A 15,330-nucleotide genomic window follows, 5' to 3' on the forward strand; every position below is an offset into this window, starting at 1 on the left:
CAGAGTGGGAGCGGGCTTGCTCGCGAATAGGGCGACGCGGTTTACCGGGCAAACCGCTCCGCCCAGCCAATGATGCGTTTGGGCCGGGGCGTGGCATAGGTCCGCACCTTCGAGGTCGACAACCCCAACCGCACCAGTGACTCGGCAATGGTCACCGCCGCCGTCACGCCATCCACCACCGGCACACCCGTGCGCTGGCGAATCTGCTCGTCCAGCCCGGCCATGCCGCCGCAACCCAGGCAAATCACTTCAGCCTTGTCCTGAGTCACCGCCAGTTCGGCCTGGTGCACGATGGCCTCCAAGGCGCGTTGCGGCTCGTGTTCCAGTTCCAGCACCGCCAAGCCGCTGGCTCTCACCGAGGCGCAACGGTCCCACAGCCCGGACAGTTTCAAGCGGTCTTCAATCAGCGGCACGGTGCGGTCGAGGGTGGTGACTACCGAATAGGCATGGCCGAGGAACATCGCGGTGCTCGCCGCCGCATCGGTGATGTCCACCACCGGCACATTGAGCAGTTCCTGCAGGCCTTCGCGGCCATGTTCGCCATAACCGGCCTGGATCACCGCGTCGAAGGGCTGGTCGTAGGACATGACTCGATCCATGACGGCAATGGCGGCCAGATAGCTTTCGAAGTTGCCTTCGACGGAATCGGCACCGAAGTGCGGCGTCAGGCCAACGATTTCGGTGCCTGGAGATGCGACGGCCTGTGCCGAGCGGGCAATGGCCTGGGTGATGGATTCGGTGGTGTTGACGTTGACCACGAGAATTCGCATGGGAAGTCCTTATAACGGGGTGCTTTTAACAGGGTAGGTCTGCGGCCCGACGCTGCCGGGCCGCGATGGAGTCAGTGGCTGACGTTATCGACGGCGATGGCTTCACCGCTGACGTCTGCATAGTGAGGTTGGCGTTTGGCAATGATCAGGTAGAGCATCCCGGCGATGCTGGCACCGATCAGCCAGGAGAACGGCGAGACCAGGTGGAAACCCGGTACCAGCGCCAGGACGATAGCGATCAGCGCTGCGGGAATGAACGCCGCCACGGCGCGCAGATTGACCCCGCGGCTGTAGTAATAAGCGCCGTTCGGGTCCTCGCTGTACAACTGCGGCACGTTGATCCGGCCTTTTCGCACCAGCCAATAGTCGACCATGATCACGCCGTACAACGGGCCGAGCAGGGCGCCGAGGCCCGAGAGGAAGTACACGATCACCAGCGGACTGTTGTAGAGGTTCCACGGCAGGATCAGCACGGCGATGGTGGCGCTGATCAGGCCGGCGCGACGGAACGTCAGGTACTTGGGCGCCAGATTGCTGAGCACGAAGGCCGGGGCGACGAAGTTGGCCATGATATTGACCGCCACGGTAACGATCAGGAACGCCAGGCAACCCAGCACCAGGAAGAAGGTGTTGGGGATTGAGGCGATGATCTCCGTAGGACTTTCAATAATGTGGCCATTGATCTGAAATTGCGCGCCGCAGAGCAGGACGGTGATGGTGGCGAACACCAGAATGTTCACCGGCAGGCCCCAGAAATTGCCGATCTTGATGGTCTTGCGGCACGGCGAGGAGCGGGCGAAGTCGCAGAAATTGAGGATCAGGGTGCCGTAGATCGCCAGCCACAGCGCACCGCCGGCAAAAATGTTGCGCCACATCTCACCGCCCGTCAGCGGTTCGCGGATCGACCAGGCGATGGTCGCGTTGGCCTGGAAGTACATCCAGGCGGCCAGCGCGGCGACGGTCAACAGAATCACCGGTCCGGCAAACGCCTCGTAGCGCCGCACCATCTCCATGCCGTAGGCGAGAATCGCCAGTTGCACGAACCAGATCGCAACGAAACACACCCAGCCCAGGGTCGATAGACCGAGGATCGAGTTGTGGTCGTACTCGGCGAATCCGGGGTGGACCGCCGTCAACAGCACGCGAAACACCACCGAGGCCAGGTACGTCTGAATGCCAAACCAGGCGATGGCGATCACGGCGCGGATCAACGCGGGAATCTGCGCACCGTGGATACCGAAACTGATCCGGCTGATCACCGGAAACGGCACGCCGGTTTTCTGCCCCATGTAGCCGGACAGGTTCATGAAGCAATACACCAGCGCCGCGCCGATCCCCAGCGACAGCAGAATCTGCCAGCCGCCCAGGCCCAGGGCGTACAGGCCAATGGCAAACGAATAGTTGGCGATGTTGTGAACGTCGTTGGTCCACAGGGCAAAGATGCTGTACTTGCCCCAACGCCGACCTTCGGCTTTGGTCGGTGCCAGGTCTTGGTTATGCAGGCGGGGGCTGAGTACAACAGGCGAATGAAACGATGAATCGAAATCGGTTGGAGTGGTGGGGGAAGAGGGCAGATCCAGCGCAATGTTGTTATTAGAGAGACTTGTACGCATTCCGGCAGGCTCCTGATGCTCGACGCCGCGATGACTGTGCATGAGCAGTGGCTCGGCAATCTTCGTCGCGGGTGGCGAATATCATTGGTTACGGGGCATCTGCAGCCTGTACGGGATAGGGCGCTTCAGGCTTGCGGATCTAAAGTGTTTTTATGTTTTGAGTTGATTGTATACAAAACATGTATGCACTTAAGCGAGATCTGTGCCAGTCCGGAATCTATGGAATTTGCTGCTGATTTCGTTTGGTTATCAACGGGCGCTAAATCACTGAAAATCGGGGGATATAACCTGACCGATCGAGCAGGTATTTATTTTTGGGGGCGGATGCAGAAGGGCATGGCGGGGAGGGAAATGTAACTTTTAGGGGCGTATAAACAAAAAATGCACACATAAATGGCACCGATGGTGACATTCGTGTGTACACATTTTTAAGGCGATCACACATCCTGTAGGAGCAGAGCTTGCTCGCGATAGCGGTGGTTCAGTCGACAGCTTCATTGACTGGGCGACCGCTATCGCGAGCAAGCTCGGCTCCTACAAGGGATTTCACAAGGCGCGGGATCAGGCTTTGGATTTACTGATGATATTCCCCGCATGCAACCCGCATTCTTTTTGGGTCGCTTCTTCCCACCACCAGCGACCTTCGCGCTCGTGCTGGTTCGGCAGCACCGGGCGGGTGCACGGCTCGCAGCCGATACTGATGAAGCCGCGTTCATGCAGGCTGTTGTACGGCAGCTCCAGCATGCGGATGTAACCCCAGATCTCTTCGCTGGTCATCTGCGCCAGCGGGTTGAACTTGTACAGGGTACGTTCCGGGGTGGAAAACGCGGTGTCGATTTCCATCACCGCCACGGCGCTTCGGGTGCCGGGGCTCTGGTCACGACGTTGGCCGGTGGCCCAGGCCTTCACGCCGGACAGTTTGCGGCGCAGCGGTTCGATCTTGCGGATGCCGCAGCATTCGCCATGGCCGTCCTTGTAGAAACTGAACAGGCCTTTTTCCTTCACGAACGGTTCGAGCTTGGTGTGGTCCGGCGACACCAGTTCGATGTCGATCTTGTAGTGCTCGCGCACCTGATCGATAAAGCGATACGTCTCGGGGTGCAAGCGGCCGGTGTCGAGGCTGAACACTTTGACGTTCTTGTTCAGCTTCCAGGCCATGTCCACCAGCACCACGTCTTCGGCACCGCTGAAGGATATCCACAGGTCATCGCCAAACTCGGCAAACGCGAGCTTCAGGATGTCCTGGGCAGATTTGTTGGCATAGGTCGTGGCGAGTTCCACGACGTCGAACGTTGGGCTCATCAGGGCGGCTTCCTACAGGTCGGTGGCGCTGGGCGCTCTATATGGGGCTGATGGTAACAAAAAGCTGCGCCGGCCGGGGCGTCCTCTGCGTTGCGCGGTGGGGCTTGAGTCGCTAGAGTTCGGCCTCGCTCGACTCAATAAACAATACAAATGGGAGTGTCTTGTGGAAATTGCCTGTCTGGATCTTGAAGGTGTGCTGGTCCCGGAAATCTGGATCGCGTTTGCCGAAAAAACCGGGATCGAATCCCTGAGGGCCACCACCCGGGACATTCCCGACTATGACGTTTTGATGAAGCAACGCCTGCGGATTCTCGACGAACACGGACTGAAGCTCGCCGATATCCAGGAAGTGATCGCCACGCTCAAGCCGCTGGACGGCGCCATCGAGTTCGTCAACTGGCTGCGCGAGCGCTTTCAGGTGGTGATTCTGTCGGACACGTTCTATGAGTTTTCCCAGCCACTGATGCGTCAGCTGGGCTTCCCGACCTTGCTTTGCCATCGTCTGATTACCGATGAAACCGGGCGGGTGACGGGTTACCAACTGCGTCAGAAAGATCCCAAACGCCAGTCGGTCCTGGCGTTCAAGAGCCTGTATTACCGGGTGATTGCCGCTGGGGATTCCTACAATGACACCACGATGTTGGGCGAGGCGGATGCCGGGATTCTGTTCCATGCGCCGGACAACGTGATTCGCGAATTCCCGCAGTTCCCGGCGGTGCACGACTTTGAGGCGTTGAAGCAGGAGTTCATTAAGGCTTCGAACCGGACTTTGAGCCTTTAAGCATCCGGTCCGATGCCATCGCCAGCAAGCCGGCTCCTACGGCTCACTAATTTATTAGTCGTAGGAGCCGGTTCCTACGGCTCACTAATTTATTAGCCGTAGGAGCCGGCTTGCTGGCGATGTTTTTTAGAGGTTTTGCAGGGTATCGAGCAACACCTTCACCTTGGTAATCGATTCCTGGTACTCCGCCTGCCACTGCGAATCCGCGACAATCCCGCCGCCGCCCCAGCAACACACCTGACCCTCCTTGACCAGCAAACTGCGAATGGCGATGGAACTGTCCATCTCGCCGCGCACGTCCAGGTACAACAGCGAGCCGCAATACAATCCGCGCCGGGTCGGTTCCAGCTCGTCGATGATCTGCATGGCGCGAATTTTCGGCGCGCCGGTAATCGAGCCGCCGGGGAAGCTGCCGGCGATCAGGTCCAGCGCATCGCGGTCATCGGCCAGTTCGCCGGTCACGCTGCTCACCAAGTGATGCACGTTGGGGTAGCTTTCCAGGCTGAACAGCTCTGGCACCCGGACGGAGCCTGTGCGGCAGGTGCGTCCGAGGTCGTTGCGCAGCAGGTCGACGATCATCAGGTTTTCCGCGCGGTCCTTGGGGCTGGCCAGCAATTCGGCGGCGTTCGCGGCATCTTCGCTGGCCGTCAGGCCACGAGGGCGTGTGCCTTTGATCGGGCGGGTTTCTACGTGACGTTCGCTGACTTTGACGAAACGCTCCGGTGACAGGCTCAGCACCGCGCCACCGTCGGGCAGGCTCTGGAAGCCGGAAAACGGTGTCGGGCAGGCCTGGCGCAAGGCGCAATACGCAGCCCAGGAATCACCTTGGCAGGGTGCGCGGAAGCGTTGGGCGAAGTTGACCTGATAGCAGTCGCCGGCCTGGATGTATTGCTGAATGCGCTCGATGGCCTGGCGATACTGTTCAGCGCTCAGGTCGGCCTTCATCGGCGTAAGCAATTTGAACGGGTCGAACGCGTCGAGGGCTGGTTGGCTGAACAGCTGGATCAAGCGCTGGCGCTCGCTGTCGGCCAGCATCGGGTGAAACACCAGCTGGCTGGTGGCTTGCTGGTGATCGCTGATCAGCGCCCAGTCGTACAGGCCGAAACGCGCATCGGGTAATAGTAAATCGTCCTGTGCCTGACTCGGCAGGTGTTCCAGGTGACGGCCGAAATCGTAGCTCAGGTAACCGATCAAACCGCCGGCAAAGGGCAATTCGTAAGGTGCGGGCAGCGAAGCTTCGCCGAGTCGCTTCAGGTTATCCCGCAGGCGTTGCAGAAAATCGCCGCCACTTTCGTCAGGCGCCACCGTCAGGTGTTCCAGCGGCCAGGCGCTGAGCAGATCAAACCGGCCGCGTTCAGCGGCGGGACGGCCGCTGTCGAGCAGCACGGCACCGGGGGCGTGGCGGATGGCCGCGAAGTAGTCGGCGGGGTTGGTGCGATAGGGCAGCGGGTGTACGGAACAGGTCGGCATGGGCGGGTTGGATCAGCCATCGAGGCGGGGTGGCGATTGTAGTCCCCTGCGGGATTTGGTCCTAGAGGGGATTGATGACCTGTAGGAGCGAGCATGCTCGCGATGAGCGCCAGAACACCGCGTAGTGTCAGGTTTCCATCGTCATCGTTGACGACCATCGCGAGCGTGCTCGCTCCTACAGGGGGAGGGATCAGCCTTCAACTGGTGGGATATGTCCGAACATTTCCTGCACGAACGCCACACGTTCTTCGACGGTTTCCGTCACGCCACGGGCCTTCATCTCTTCCATTCGTGCCTCAACCGCATGGGTGCGCAAGGTCAGGCCGCAGTCATTGGCAATCTGGATGTTCAAGCCCGGCCGGGCGTTGAGTTCGAGGATCAGCGGGCCTTTTTCCTGATCGAGCACCATGTCGACACCGATGTAGCCCAGGCCGCACAGCTCATAGCACCCGGCGGCGAGCTTCATGAAGCCGTCCCAGTAGGGCAGTTGCACGCCGTCCACCGCGTTGGTGGTGTCCGGGTGTTTGGCGATGATGTTGTTCAGCCAGGTGCCACGCAGGGTCAGGCCGGTGGCGAGGTCGACGCCGACGCCGATGGCGCCCTGGTGCAGGTTGGCTTTGCCGCCGGACTGGCGGGTCGGCAGCCGCAGCATGGCCATCACCGGGTAACCCATCAGCACGATGATGCGGATGTCGGGCACGCCTTCGTAGCTGATGCTCTTGAAGATCTGGTCCGGGATCACGCGGTATTCGATCAGTGCCCGGTCGCGGTGACCGCCCAATGAATACAGGCCAGTGAGGATGCTGGAGACATGGTGCTCGATTTCCTCATGGCTGATGATCTTGCCCGACACCGTGCGATAGCGCCCCTCGAAACGGTCGGCAATCACGATAATGCCGTCGCCGCCCGCGCCTTGGGCCGGCTTGATCACGAAGTCGTTGCGCGCACCGATGATCTCGTCGAGGTTGTCGATTTCCTTCTCGGTGGAGATGATCCCGTACAGTTCCGGCACATGGATGCCCGCCTTGATGGCGCGCTCCTTGGTGATGATCTTGTCATCGACAATCGGATACAGGCTGCGCTTGTTGTACTTGAGTACGTAATCCGCATTGCGCCGATTGATGCCCATGATGCCCCGGGCTTCCAGGGCTTTCCAGGTCTTCCAGAAGCCAAACATCAGGCGTCAGCCTTCTTCAGGAAGGCCTTGAAGCGCACCAGTTCAGTCAGGCGGTAACCGCGATAGCGACCCATGGCCAGCATGAAGCCCACCATGATCAGCAGGATCGCCGGGAAGGTGAACACGAAGTACACCAGCTCCGGAATGGTCATGATCAAGTGCGCCAGGGTCGCGGCGAACAAGGTGCCAATCGCCACCTTCATGGCATGGCCGGCGCCACGTTCTTCCCAGGTGATCGATAGGCGTTCGATAGTCATGGTCAGAATCACCATCGGGAACAGCGCCACCGACAACCCGCGCTCAAGGCCAAGCTTGTGGCTGAGCAGGCTGATGGCCGCGATCAGCACCACCACGAACGTCAACACCACTGACAGCCTCGGCAGCATTTGCAGCTTCAGGTGCTCAAGGTAGGAGCGTAGCGACAACCCCAGGGCGGTGATGATCGTGAACAGCACGATGCCGAAGCCGAGCTGGGTCTCGCGGAACGCCAGGGCAATCAGCACCGGAGTAAAGGTGCCGAGGGTCTGCAGGCCGATCAGGTTACGCAGGATCAGAATCACCAGTACGCCAATCGGGATCATCACCATGATCATGAAGGTTTGCTGGGTTTGCAGTGGCAAGCCGTACAGCGAGTATTCGAGGAAATTGGCGTCGGTGTTTTCGTCGGTCAGCTTGGCCAGGCGAATGGCGTTCATTTCGCTGTTGTTCATGCTGAAAGTGACAGTAGCTTTCTTGCCGCCATCGACGGTGATCAGGTTTTCGTCACCGGTCCACCACAGCAAGCGGTCGGTCGGCAGGCCCTGTTCGCCGGTTTCCGGATTGAAGTACAGCCAGTCGGTGCCGTTGAAGCTGCGCAGCCAAAGCTCCGGCGTTTGCGGTTGATCGGCCACCAGGCGGATGGTGTGGACTTTTTCCACTGGCACGTGGGCGATGGACAGCACCAGTTCGACGATCCTGGCTTTTTGCGCCGTGGACGGATCGCCCGCCAACAGCAGCTTCACGTTGTCGTCGTTGACATTGTTGACACGTTTGATCGCTTCGCCGACGAAGGTTTCGACGTCGGCCGAGTGTTGGCGAATCGGCGCCAGCAGGGCTTCGGCAGCGATTTTTTCCGGACCTTCGATGGCGATGCTGTCGCGGAAGGTCGGGCCTTTGATCTTGGATTTTTCGGCGCTGTAACGCTTGGTCAGCACCAGGCGGTAGTAAAGAGTCTGGTTGCCCTTGGCGCGACGAGCCGACCAGGTGACCTTGCGGTTGCCGTCGACCCGGTTGACCGCCACACCGTAGTTATTGGAAATAAAGCTCTCGTTGAGGCTGACATAGTCACGACTCAGCGGCGGCACGAACATCTGGATCTTGACCGGGTCCTTGGCACTGGCGACGAACTCGACCTTGGCGTCGATGTTCCACAAGTCGTCGGTGGCGTCTTCGGTCACGGGAATGCCCAGCACGAAGATCTGATAGGCCGTAACTGAAATGCCCAGCACCACCAGGATGGCGATCAGCATTTTCAGATGAAGGGTAAGAGAGCGCATTGAAATTACTCTGCGGAATGAGCGTCGGTGGCGCAGGCGGGTTTGCCGGCAGCGTATTTAAGACTGGGGTCGACCAGCGCATCGAAGTGTTTGAGCGCTTCGGAGCCGATCAGGAGCGGGTATTGGAACGCGCTACGGTCGGTCAGGTTCACTTCGATGCTGCGCAGGGCCGAGCCCATGCAGATATCCAGTTCGATCACCGGGCGGGCGGTGTATTTCTTGCCTTCTTCCGGGTCGTAGTCACCGGCCCGGCGCTTGATCTTGCTGACGCGGGCCAATGGGCGTTCGATCGGGTGCGAATGGGCGGCGTCGATGGCCAGGTAGAAACGTACCCAGGATTCGCCATTGCGTTTGAAGCGCTTGATGTCCCGGGCACTTAAGGAAGCGGTTTTTGCCCCAGTATCAAGTTTGGCCGCCACTTCCAGGTCGATGCCACCCAGGGACGCGTACTCATTAAGGCCATACACAGTCTTTTCCCCCGCCACGGCGACACCTGGCAGGCAAAGAAAATAAAGGAATGCAGGGAAGGGCTTGAGTCTCATAAATCCTGGTGCGCAACGGTCTGTACTTTGATTCAAGACCCTGGCATTGCTGCACAAGCTCCTCGTATGCCTATCAGCTATTTATGACAGGCAGTGCAGATGTGACAAACAAATGCGGGCGGCATTCTAGCACGGTGGTTTTGTGGCGCCAGCGCTGGCCGGACGTCAGGAGGCACGCCGCACGTCGCAATGCCATCGTGGGAGCCGGCTTGCTGGCGATTGCGCAGGGTCAGCCAATGGATTGGGCTGCTGGAAAAGCCCGATCACCAGCATGCCGGCTCCTACGATGAATGTGGTTATTAGACGATTGTCGACAATATCTAATTATCCTTTGACTGTGGCGGCCGTATTCGTTAGTTTTTGCGGCACTGGCTTTCAAGGTGTCGACAATATGCTGGACCAACTCGAACCCCCGGTTTCGATTTCAGATGATTCTGAAACGCTTTCCGAGAATGTCTTCCGACGCATCCAGGCGGCTATCGTCAAAGGCGATATCGCGCCGGGCAGCAAAATCTCCGAGCCGGAGCTGGCCCGTATCTACGGCATCAGCCGCGGGCCGCTGCGCGAGGCGATCCACCGCCTGGAAGGCCAGCGCCTGCTGGTGCGTGTGCCGCATGTCGGTGCACGGGTCGTTTCGCTCAACCATGCCGAGCTGCTGGAACTCTACGAAATCCGCGAGTCCCTCGAAGGCATGGCCTGTCGCTTGGCCGCCGAGCGCATGAGCGTCGAAGAGATCGACGAACTGCGCCGCGTCCTCGAAACCCACGAGCGCGATGAAGCGTTTCAGGCCGGCCGAGGTTACTACCAGCAGGAAGGCGATTTCGACTTCCATTACCGAATTATCCAGGGCAGCGGTAACCGCACCCTGACGCAAATGCTCTGCGGCGAGTTGTATCAACTGGTGCGCATGTACCGCATCCAGTTCTCCACCACCCCCAATCGCCCGCACCAGGCCTTTGCCGAACACCACCGAATTCTCGATGCCATCGCCGACCGTGACGGTGAATTGGCCGAGTTGTTGATGCGCCGTCACATCGGCGCTTCCAAACGCAACATCGCCCGTCATTACCAGGACGGCGCCAACCCGACAGCCAAACGAGGTGAGTCATGAGTTTGAACAAGAGCACTCCAGGCCAGCGTTTCCGCGATGCGGTCGCCAGCGAGCATCCATTGCAAGTGGTCGGCGCGATCAACGCCAACCACGCCCTGCTGGCCAAGCGTGCCGGTTTCAAGGCGATCTATCTGTCCGGTGGCGGCGTGGCTGCTGGCTCCCTGGGCGTGCCTGACCTGGGCATCACCGGTCTGGATGACGTGCTGACCGACGTGCGCCGCATCACCGACGTCTGCGACCTGCCATTGCTGGTGGACGTGGACACCGGTTTCGGTTCCTCGGCGTTCAACGTGGCCCGTACCGTCAAGTCGATGATCAAGTTCGGCGCGGCGGCGATTCACATCGAAGACCAAGTCGGCGCCAAGCGTTGCGGCCACCGTCCTAATAAGGAAATCGTGACCCAGCAGGAAATGGTCGACCGCATCAAGGCTGCCGTCGATGCCCGTACCGATGACAGCTTCGTGATCATGGCCCGTACCGACGCCCTGGCGGTGGAAGGTCTGGAGTCCGCCCTGGATCGCGCTGCCGCCTGCATCGAGGCCGGTGCCGACATGGTGTTCCCGGAAGCCATCACCGAACTGGAAATGTACAAATTGTTCGCCAGCCGCGTGAAAGCGCCGATCCTGGCCAACATCACCGAATTCGGCGCGACGCCGCTGTACACCACCGAGCAATTGGCAGCTGCCGACGTGTCCCTGGTGCTGTACCCGCTGTCGGCCTTCCGCGCCATGAACAAGGCCGCGGAAAACGTCTACACCGCGATTCGTCGCGACGGCACGCAACAGAACGTGATCGACACCATGCAGACCCGCATGGAGCTTTACGATCGCATCGACTACCACACCTTCGAGCAGAAGCTCGATGCGTTGTTCGCCGCAAAGAAGTAATGAACACCCTGTACCTGTAGGAGCGAGCACGCTCGCGATGGTGGACCTAACACCGCGGGGAATCAGTTTCCCGCGTCATCGTAGACACCCATCGCGAGCATGCTCGCTCCTACAGAAGAGAGATTGGTTTCCCTAACAAATTCAAGAATGCTGGAGACAAAAATGGCCGAAGCAAAAGTACTCAGTGGCGCCGGGCTCCGTGGCCAGGTTGCCGGGCAAACTGCACTGTCCACCGTGGGCCAGGCGGGCGCAGGGCTGACCTATCGCGGCTACGATGTTCGCGAACTGGCAGCTGACGCACAATTTGAAGAAGTCGCTTACCTGCTGCTGTACGGCGAACTGCCGAGCAAGGCGCAACTGGCCGCTTACGTCGCCAAACTGAGCAAGCTGCGCGACCTGCCGCAAGCGCTGAAAGAAGTGCTGGAACGCATCCCTGCCGACGCCCATCCGATGGACGTGATGCGCACTGGTTGCTCGTTCCTGGGTAACCTCGAGCCGGAGAATGCCTTCTCCGAGCAGCACGACAAGACTGACCGCCTGCTGGCAGCCTTCCCGGCGATCATGACCTACTGGTATCGCTTCAGCCACGAAGGCAAGCGCATCGAGTGCGTGAGCGACGAGCAGTCCATCGGCGGCCACTTCCTGCACCTGCTGCACGGTAAGAAGCCGAGCGAGTTGCACGTCAAGGTGATGAACGTTTCGCTGATCCTCTACGCGGAGCACGAATTCAACGCCTCGACCTTCACCGCTCGCGTTTGCGCCTCGACCCTGTCCGACCTGTTCTCCTGCGTTACCGCGGCCATCGGTTCGCTGCGCGGCCCGCTGCACGGTGGCGCCAACGAAGCGGCGATGGAAATGATCGAGCGCTTCTCGTCGCCGGAAGACGCGATCAAGGGCACCCTCGGCATGCTGGAGCGCAAGGACAAGATCATGGGCTTCGGCCACGCGATCTATAAGGACAGCGATCCACGTAACGAAGTGATCAAGGGCTGGTCGAAAAAACTCGCCGACGAAGTGGGCGACAAGGTGTTGTTCCCGGTCTCCGAAGCCATCGACAAGACCATGTGGGAACAGAAGAAGTTGTTCCCGAACGCCGACTTCTACCATGCCTCGGCGTACCACTTCATGGGCATCCCGACCAAGTTGTTCACACCGATCTTCGTCTGCTCGCGCCTGACCGGCTGGGCCGCACACGTGTTCGAACAACGCGCCAACAACCGCATCATCCGCCCAAGCGCCGAATACACCGGCGTTGAACAGCGCAAGTTCGTGCCAATCGAACAACGCTGAATGGTGGGGCGCCAGCACAGGTCACTGAATGAACCGGTGACCCTGTAGGAGCCGGCTTGCTGGCGATGGCGGTTTGTCATTCAACTTCTTCGTTGATTGACCCACCGCCATCGCCAGCAAGCCGGCTCCCACAGAGGTCCGTGTTCAGTTCAGGAATGCGCAGGCCCCACCCTTTGTATCTACCGTGACCGAGTCCTGACCGATGAACACAGAATTCCGTAAACCGCTGCCCGGCAGCCATCTGGCTTACTACGACGTGCGTGCGGCTGTCGAGGCCATCCAGCCCGGCGCCTACGACACCCTGCCGTACACCTCCCGTGTGCTGGCGGAAAACCTTGTGCGTCGCTGCGACCCGGCCACGCTCACCGAATCCCTGAAGCAATTCATCGAACGCAAACGCGACCTCGATTTCCCGTGGTTCCCGGCCCGCGTGGTGTGCCACGACATTCTCGGCCAGACCGCATTGGTGGACCTCGCCGGTCTGCGTGACGCCATCGCCCAGCAAGGTGGTGACCCGGCGCAAGTCAACCCGGTGGTGCCGACCCAACTGATCGTCGACCACTCCCTGGCCGTCGAGCGCGGCGGCTTCGATCCGGAGGCGTTCGAGAAGAACCGCGCCATCGAAGACCGTCGCAACGAAGACCGTTTCCACTTCATCAACTGGACCAAGAAGGCGTTCAAGAACGTCGACGTGATCCCGCCGGGCAATGGCATCATGCACCAGATCAACCTGGAGAAAATGTCTCCAGTGATCCAGGTGCGTGACGGCGTTGCGTTCCCTGACACCTGCGTCGGCACCGACAGCCACACCCCGCACGTCGATGCGCTGGGCGTGATCGCCATTGGTGTCGGTGGCCTGGAAGCCGAAAGCGTAATGTTGGGCCGTGCATCCTGGATGCGTCTGCCTGAAAGCGTCGGCGTCGAACTGACCGGCAAGCTGCAACCGGGCATCACCGCCACCGACATGGTGCTGGCGCTGACCGAGTTCCTGCGCAAGCAAAAAGTGGTAGGCGCGTGGCTGGAGTTCTTTGGCGAAGGCGCCTCGGCGCTGACCCTGGGCGACCGTGCGACCATCTCCAACATGGCCCCGGAATACGGCGCTACCGCTGCGATGTTCTACATCGACCAGCAGACCATCGACTACCTCAAACTCACCGGCCGTGAAGACGAGCAAGTGCAGTTGGTCGAGAACTACGCCAAGCAAATCGGCTTGTGGGCAGACAGCCTGAAAGGCGCGCAATACGAGCGCGGCCTGACCTTTGACCTGTCCTCGGTGGTGCGCAACATGGCCGGCCCAAGCAACCCGCACGCCCGTGTGGCGGTGTCGGACCTGGCTGCCAAAGGCATCTCCGGTCAGTGGGAAGACGTTCCAGGCCAAATGCCGGACGGCGCGGTGATCATCGCCGCCATCACCAGCTGCACCAACACCAGCAACCCGCGCAACGTGATCGCTGCCGGCCTGCTGGCGCGCAACGCCAACAAGCTCGGTTTGACCCGCAAGCCATGGGTCAAATCGTCCCTGGCACCGGGCTCGAAAACCGTGGCCCTGTACCTGGACGAAGCCGGCCTGACCGATGAGCTGGAGCAACTCGGTTTCGGCGTCGTCGCGTTCGCCTGCACCACCTGCAACGGCATGTCCGGTGCGCTGGACCCGGTGATCCAGCAAGAGATCATCGACCGCGACCTGTACGCCACTGCCGTGCTGTCCGGTAACCGCAACTTCGACGGCCGGATTCACCCGTACGCCAAGCAGGCGTTCCTCGCTTCGCCGCCACTGGTGGTCGCTTACGCCATCGCCGGTACCATCCGTTTCGACATCGAAAAAGATGTGCTGGGCGTGGTCGACGGCAAGGAAATTCGCCTGAAGGACATCTGGCCAAGCGACGAAGAAATCGACGCGGTAGTGAAGGCATCGGTTAAGCCGGAGCAGTTCCGCCAGGTCTACATCCCGATGTTCGCCATCCACGAAGACAACGGCCCGAAAGTCGCGCCGCTGTACGACTGGCGCGAGATGAGCACCTACATTCGCCGTCCTCCGTACTGGGAAGGCGCATTGGCTGGTGCCCGTCCGCTCAAGGGCATGCGTCCGCTGGCCGTTCTGCCGGACAACATCACCACCGACCACCTGTCGCCATCCAACGCCATCATGTTGGACAGCGCCGCTGGCGAATACCTGGCGAAAATGGGCCTGCCGGAAGAGGACTTCAACTCTTACGCGACCCACCGTGGTGACCACTTGACCGCACAGCGCGCGACCTTCGCCAACCCGAAACTGTTCAACGAAATGGTTCAGGAAAACGGCAAGGTCAAGCAGGGCTCCCTGGCCCGCGTCGAGCCGGAAGGCAAAGTGATGCGCATGTGGGAAGCCATCGAGACCTACATGGATCGCAAGCAGTCGCTGATCATCATCGCCGGCGCCGACTACGGTCAGGGTTCGTCCCGTGACTGGGCCGCCAAGGGCGTGCGTCTGGCGGGTGTGGAGGCGATTGCCGCCGAAGGTTTCGAGCGCATCCACCGCACCAACCTGGTGGGCATGGGCGTATTGCCGCTGGAGTTCAAGCCGGGCACCGACCGTCACACCCTGGCCATCGACGGCACCGAAGTTTACGACGTGATCGGTGACCGCACGCCACGGGCCGATCTGACCCTGGTGATCCATCGCAAGAACGGCGAACGCGTCGAGGTGCCGGTGACTTGCCGTCTCGACACCGCCGAAGAAGTGTCGATCTACGAGGCCGGCGGCGTGTTGCAACGCTTCGCCCAGGACTTCCTCGAAGAGTCGGCGGTAGCCGTTTAACACAGGCTGTACGAACACGGGACTTTGAGTCCCGTGTTCGTTTTGATGCTAAGGA

At 60.3% G+C, this 15,330-nt stretch carries 13 protein-coding genes; 6 read left to right on the forward strand and 7 right to left on the reverse strand.

All coding sequences use genetic code 11. The features are described 5' to 3' along the window. Positions 1 to 41: 41 nt before the first annotated feature. A complete protein-coding gene (locus tag ABTV22_RS08635; protein WP_175391266.1) occupies positions 42 to 770 on the reverse strand; it encodes an aspartate/glutamate racemase family protein in 729 nt (242 codons plus the stop codon). A gap of 71 nt (positions 771 to 841) precedes the next feature. Continuing rightward, entirely contained in the window at positions 842 to 2,383 is a 1,542-nt protein-coding gene (locus tag ABTV22_RS08640) for an NCS1 family nucleobase:cation symporter-1 (RefSeq protein ID WP_433739448.1), read from the reverse strand. 15 nt (positions 2,384 to 2,398) lie between these two features. Between ABTV22_RS08640 and ABTV22_RS08645 the strand changes: the two genes are divergently transcribed. Beyond that, complete coding sequence (locus ABTV22_RS08645) at positions 2,399 to 2,740, forward strand: hypothetical protein (RefSeq protein ID WP_433739449.1); 342 nt, start codon at positions 2,399 to 2,401, stop codon at positions 2,738 to 2,740. A gap of 204 nt (positions 2,741 to 2,944) precedes the next feature. Here the strand turns inward: ABTV22_RS08645 and ABTV22_RS08650 are convergent, their stop codons facing one another. After that, positions 2,945 to 3,685 carry a phosphoadenylyl-sulfate reductase gene (locus ABTV22_RS08650; RefSeq protein ID WP_095945179.1) on the reverse strand — a complete coding sequence of 247 codons (741 nt, stop codon included), beginning with the start codon at positions 3,683 to 3,685 and terminating at the stop codon, positions 2,945 to 2,947. Positions 3,686 to 3,848: 163 nt separating this feature from the next. Here ABTV22_RS08650 and thrH point away from each other — a divergent pair, with 163 nt between their 5' ends. After that, positions 3,849 to 4,466, forward strand: coding sequence for a bifunctional phosphoserine phosphatase/homoserine phosphotransferase ThrH (thrH, locus tag ABTV22_RS08655; protein ID WP_433739450.1), 618 nt, complete (start codon positions 3,849 to 3,851; stop codon positions 4,464 to 4,466). 126 nt (positions 4,467 to 4,592) lie between these two features. Here the strand turns inward: thrH and pabB are convergent, their stop codons facing one another. The 4 genes from pabB to ABTV22_RS08675 all read right to left on the reverse strand — a co-directional run bounded on the left by pabB (position 4,593) and on the right by ABTV22_RS08675 (position 9,190). Continuing rightward, positions 4,593 to 5,936, reverse strand: coding sequence for an aminodeoxychorismate synthase component I (gene pabB / locus ABTV22_RS08660; protein WP_433739451.1), 1,344 nt, complete (start codon positions 5,934 to 5,936; stop codon positions 4,593 to 4,595). Between the two features lie 190 nt (positions 5,937 to 6,126). Continuing rightward, on the reverse strand, positions 6,127 to 7,113 hold the full coding sequence (locus tag ABTV22_RS08665) for an alpha-L-glutamate ligase-like protein (RefSeq protein WP_433739452.1): 987 nt from the start codon (positions 7,111 to 7,113) through the stop codon (positions 6,127 to 6,129). Continuing rightward, entirely contained in the window at positions 7,113 to 8,648 is a 1,536-nt protein-coding gene (locus ABTV22_RS08670; RefSeq protein ID WP_433739453.1) for an inactive transglutaminase family protein, read from the reverse strand. The genes ABTV22_RS08665 and ABTV22_RS08670 overlap by 1 nt, the downstream gene beginning before the upstream one ends. 5 nt (positions 8,649 to 8,653) lie before the next feature. After that, positions 8,654 to 9,190 carry an ATP-dependent zinc protease family protein gene (locus ABTV22_RS08675; RefSeq protein ID WP_433739454.1) on the reverse strand — a complete coding sequence of 179 codons (537 nt, stop codon included), beginning with the start codon at positions 9,188 to 9,190 and terminating at the stop codon, positions 8,654 to 8,656. Between the two features lie 394 nt (positions 9,191 to 9,584). Here ABTV22_RS08675 and ABTV22_RS08680 point away from each other — a divergent pair, with 394 nt between their 5' ends. The 4 genes from ABTV22_RS08680 to acnD all read left to right on the forward strand — a co-directional run bounded on the left by ABTV22_RS08680 (position 9,585) and on the right by acnD (position 15,275). Beyond that, on the forward strand, positions 9,585 to 10,301 hold the full coding sequence (locus ABTV22_RS08680) for a GntR family transcriptional regulator (RefSeq protein WP_433741342.1): 717 nt from the start codon (positions 9,585 to 9,587) through the stop codon (positions 10,299 to 10,301). Further along, complete coding sequence (prpB, locus tag ABTV22_RS08685; protein WP_008061726.1) at positions 10,298 to 11,188, forward strand: methylisocitrate lyase; 891 nt, start codon at positions 10,298 to 10,300, stop codon at positions 11,186 to 11,188. The genes ABTV22_RS08680 and prpB overlap by 4 nt, the downstream gene beginning before the upstream one ends. Before the next feature lie 162 nt (positions 11,189 to 11,350). Beyond that, entirely contained in the window at positions 11,351 to 12,478 is a 1,128-nt protein-coding gene (gene prpC, locus ABTV22_RS08690) for a bifunctional 2-methylcitrate synthase/citrate synthase (protein WP_433739455.1), read from the forward strand. Between the two features lie 202 nt (positions 12,479 to 12,680). Further along, a complete protein-coding gene (acnD, locus tag ABTV22_RS08695; protein ID WP_433739456.1) occupies positions 12,681 to 15,275 on the forward strand; it encodes a Fe/S-dependent 2-methylisocitrate dehydratase AcnD in 2,595 nt (864 codons plus the stop codon). Positions 15,276 to 15,330 lie beyond the last annotated feature (55 nt).

The organism is Pseudomonas putida (assembly GCF_050990305.1).
Taxonomy (GTDB): Bacteria; Pseudomonadota; Gammaproteobacteria; order Pseudomonadales; family Pseudomonadaceae; genus Aquipseudomonas; species Aquipseudomonas putida_AH.

Excerpts from the sequence above, each read along its gene's own strand:
- ABTV22_RS08635 (WP_175391266.1), bottom strand. The coding sequence starts at position 770 with ATGCGAATTCTCGTGGTCAACGTCAACACCACCGAATCCATCACCCAG.
- ABTV22_RS08640 (WP_433739448.1), bottom strand. The coding sequence starts at position 2,383 with ATGCGTACAAGTCTCTCTAATAACAACATTGCGCTGGATCTGCCCTCT.
- ABTV22_RS08645 (WP_433739449.1), top strand. The coding sequence starts at position 2,399 with ATGCTCGACGCCGCGATGACTGTGCATGAGCAGTGGCTCGGCAATCTT.
- ABTV22_RS08650 (WP_095945179.1), bottom strand. The coding sequence starts at position 3,685 with ATGAGCCCAACGTTCGACGTCGTGGAACTCGCCACGACCTATGCCAAC.
- pabB (WP_433739451.1), bottom strand. The coding sequence starts at position 5,936 with ATGCCGACCTGTTCCGTACACCCGCTGCCCTATCGCACCAACCCCGCC.
- ABTV22_RS08665 (WP_433739452.1), bottom strand. The coding sequence starts at position 7,113 with ATGTTTGGCTTCTGGAAGACCTGGAAAGCCCTGGAAGCCCGGGGCATC.
- ABTV22_RS08670 (WP_433739453.1), bottom strand. The coding sequence starts at position 8,648 with ATGCGCTCTCTTACCCTTCATCTGAAAATGCTGATCGCCATCCTGGTG.
- ABTV22_RS08675 (WP_433739454.1), bottom strand. The coding sequence starts at position 9,190 with ATGAGACTCAAGCCCTTCCCTGCATTCCTTTATTTTCTTTGCCTGCCA.
- prpB (WP_008061726.1), top strand. The coding sequence starts at position 10,298 with ATGAGTTTGAACAAGAGCACTCCAGGCCAGCGTTTCCGCGATGCGGTC.
- prpC (WP_433739455.1), top strand. The coding sequence starts at position 11,351 with ATGGCCGAAGCAAAAGTACTCAGTGGCGCCGGGCTCCGTGGCCAGGTT.
- acnD (WP_433739456.1), top strand. The coding sequence starts at position 12,681 with ATGAACACAGAATTCCGTAAACCGCTGCCCGGCAGCCATCTGGCTTAC.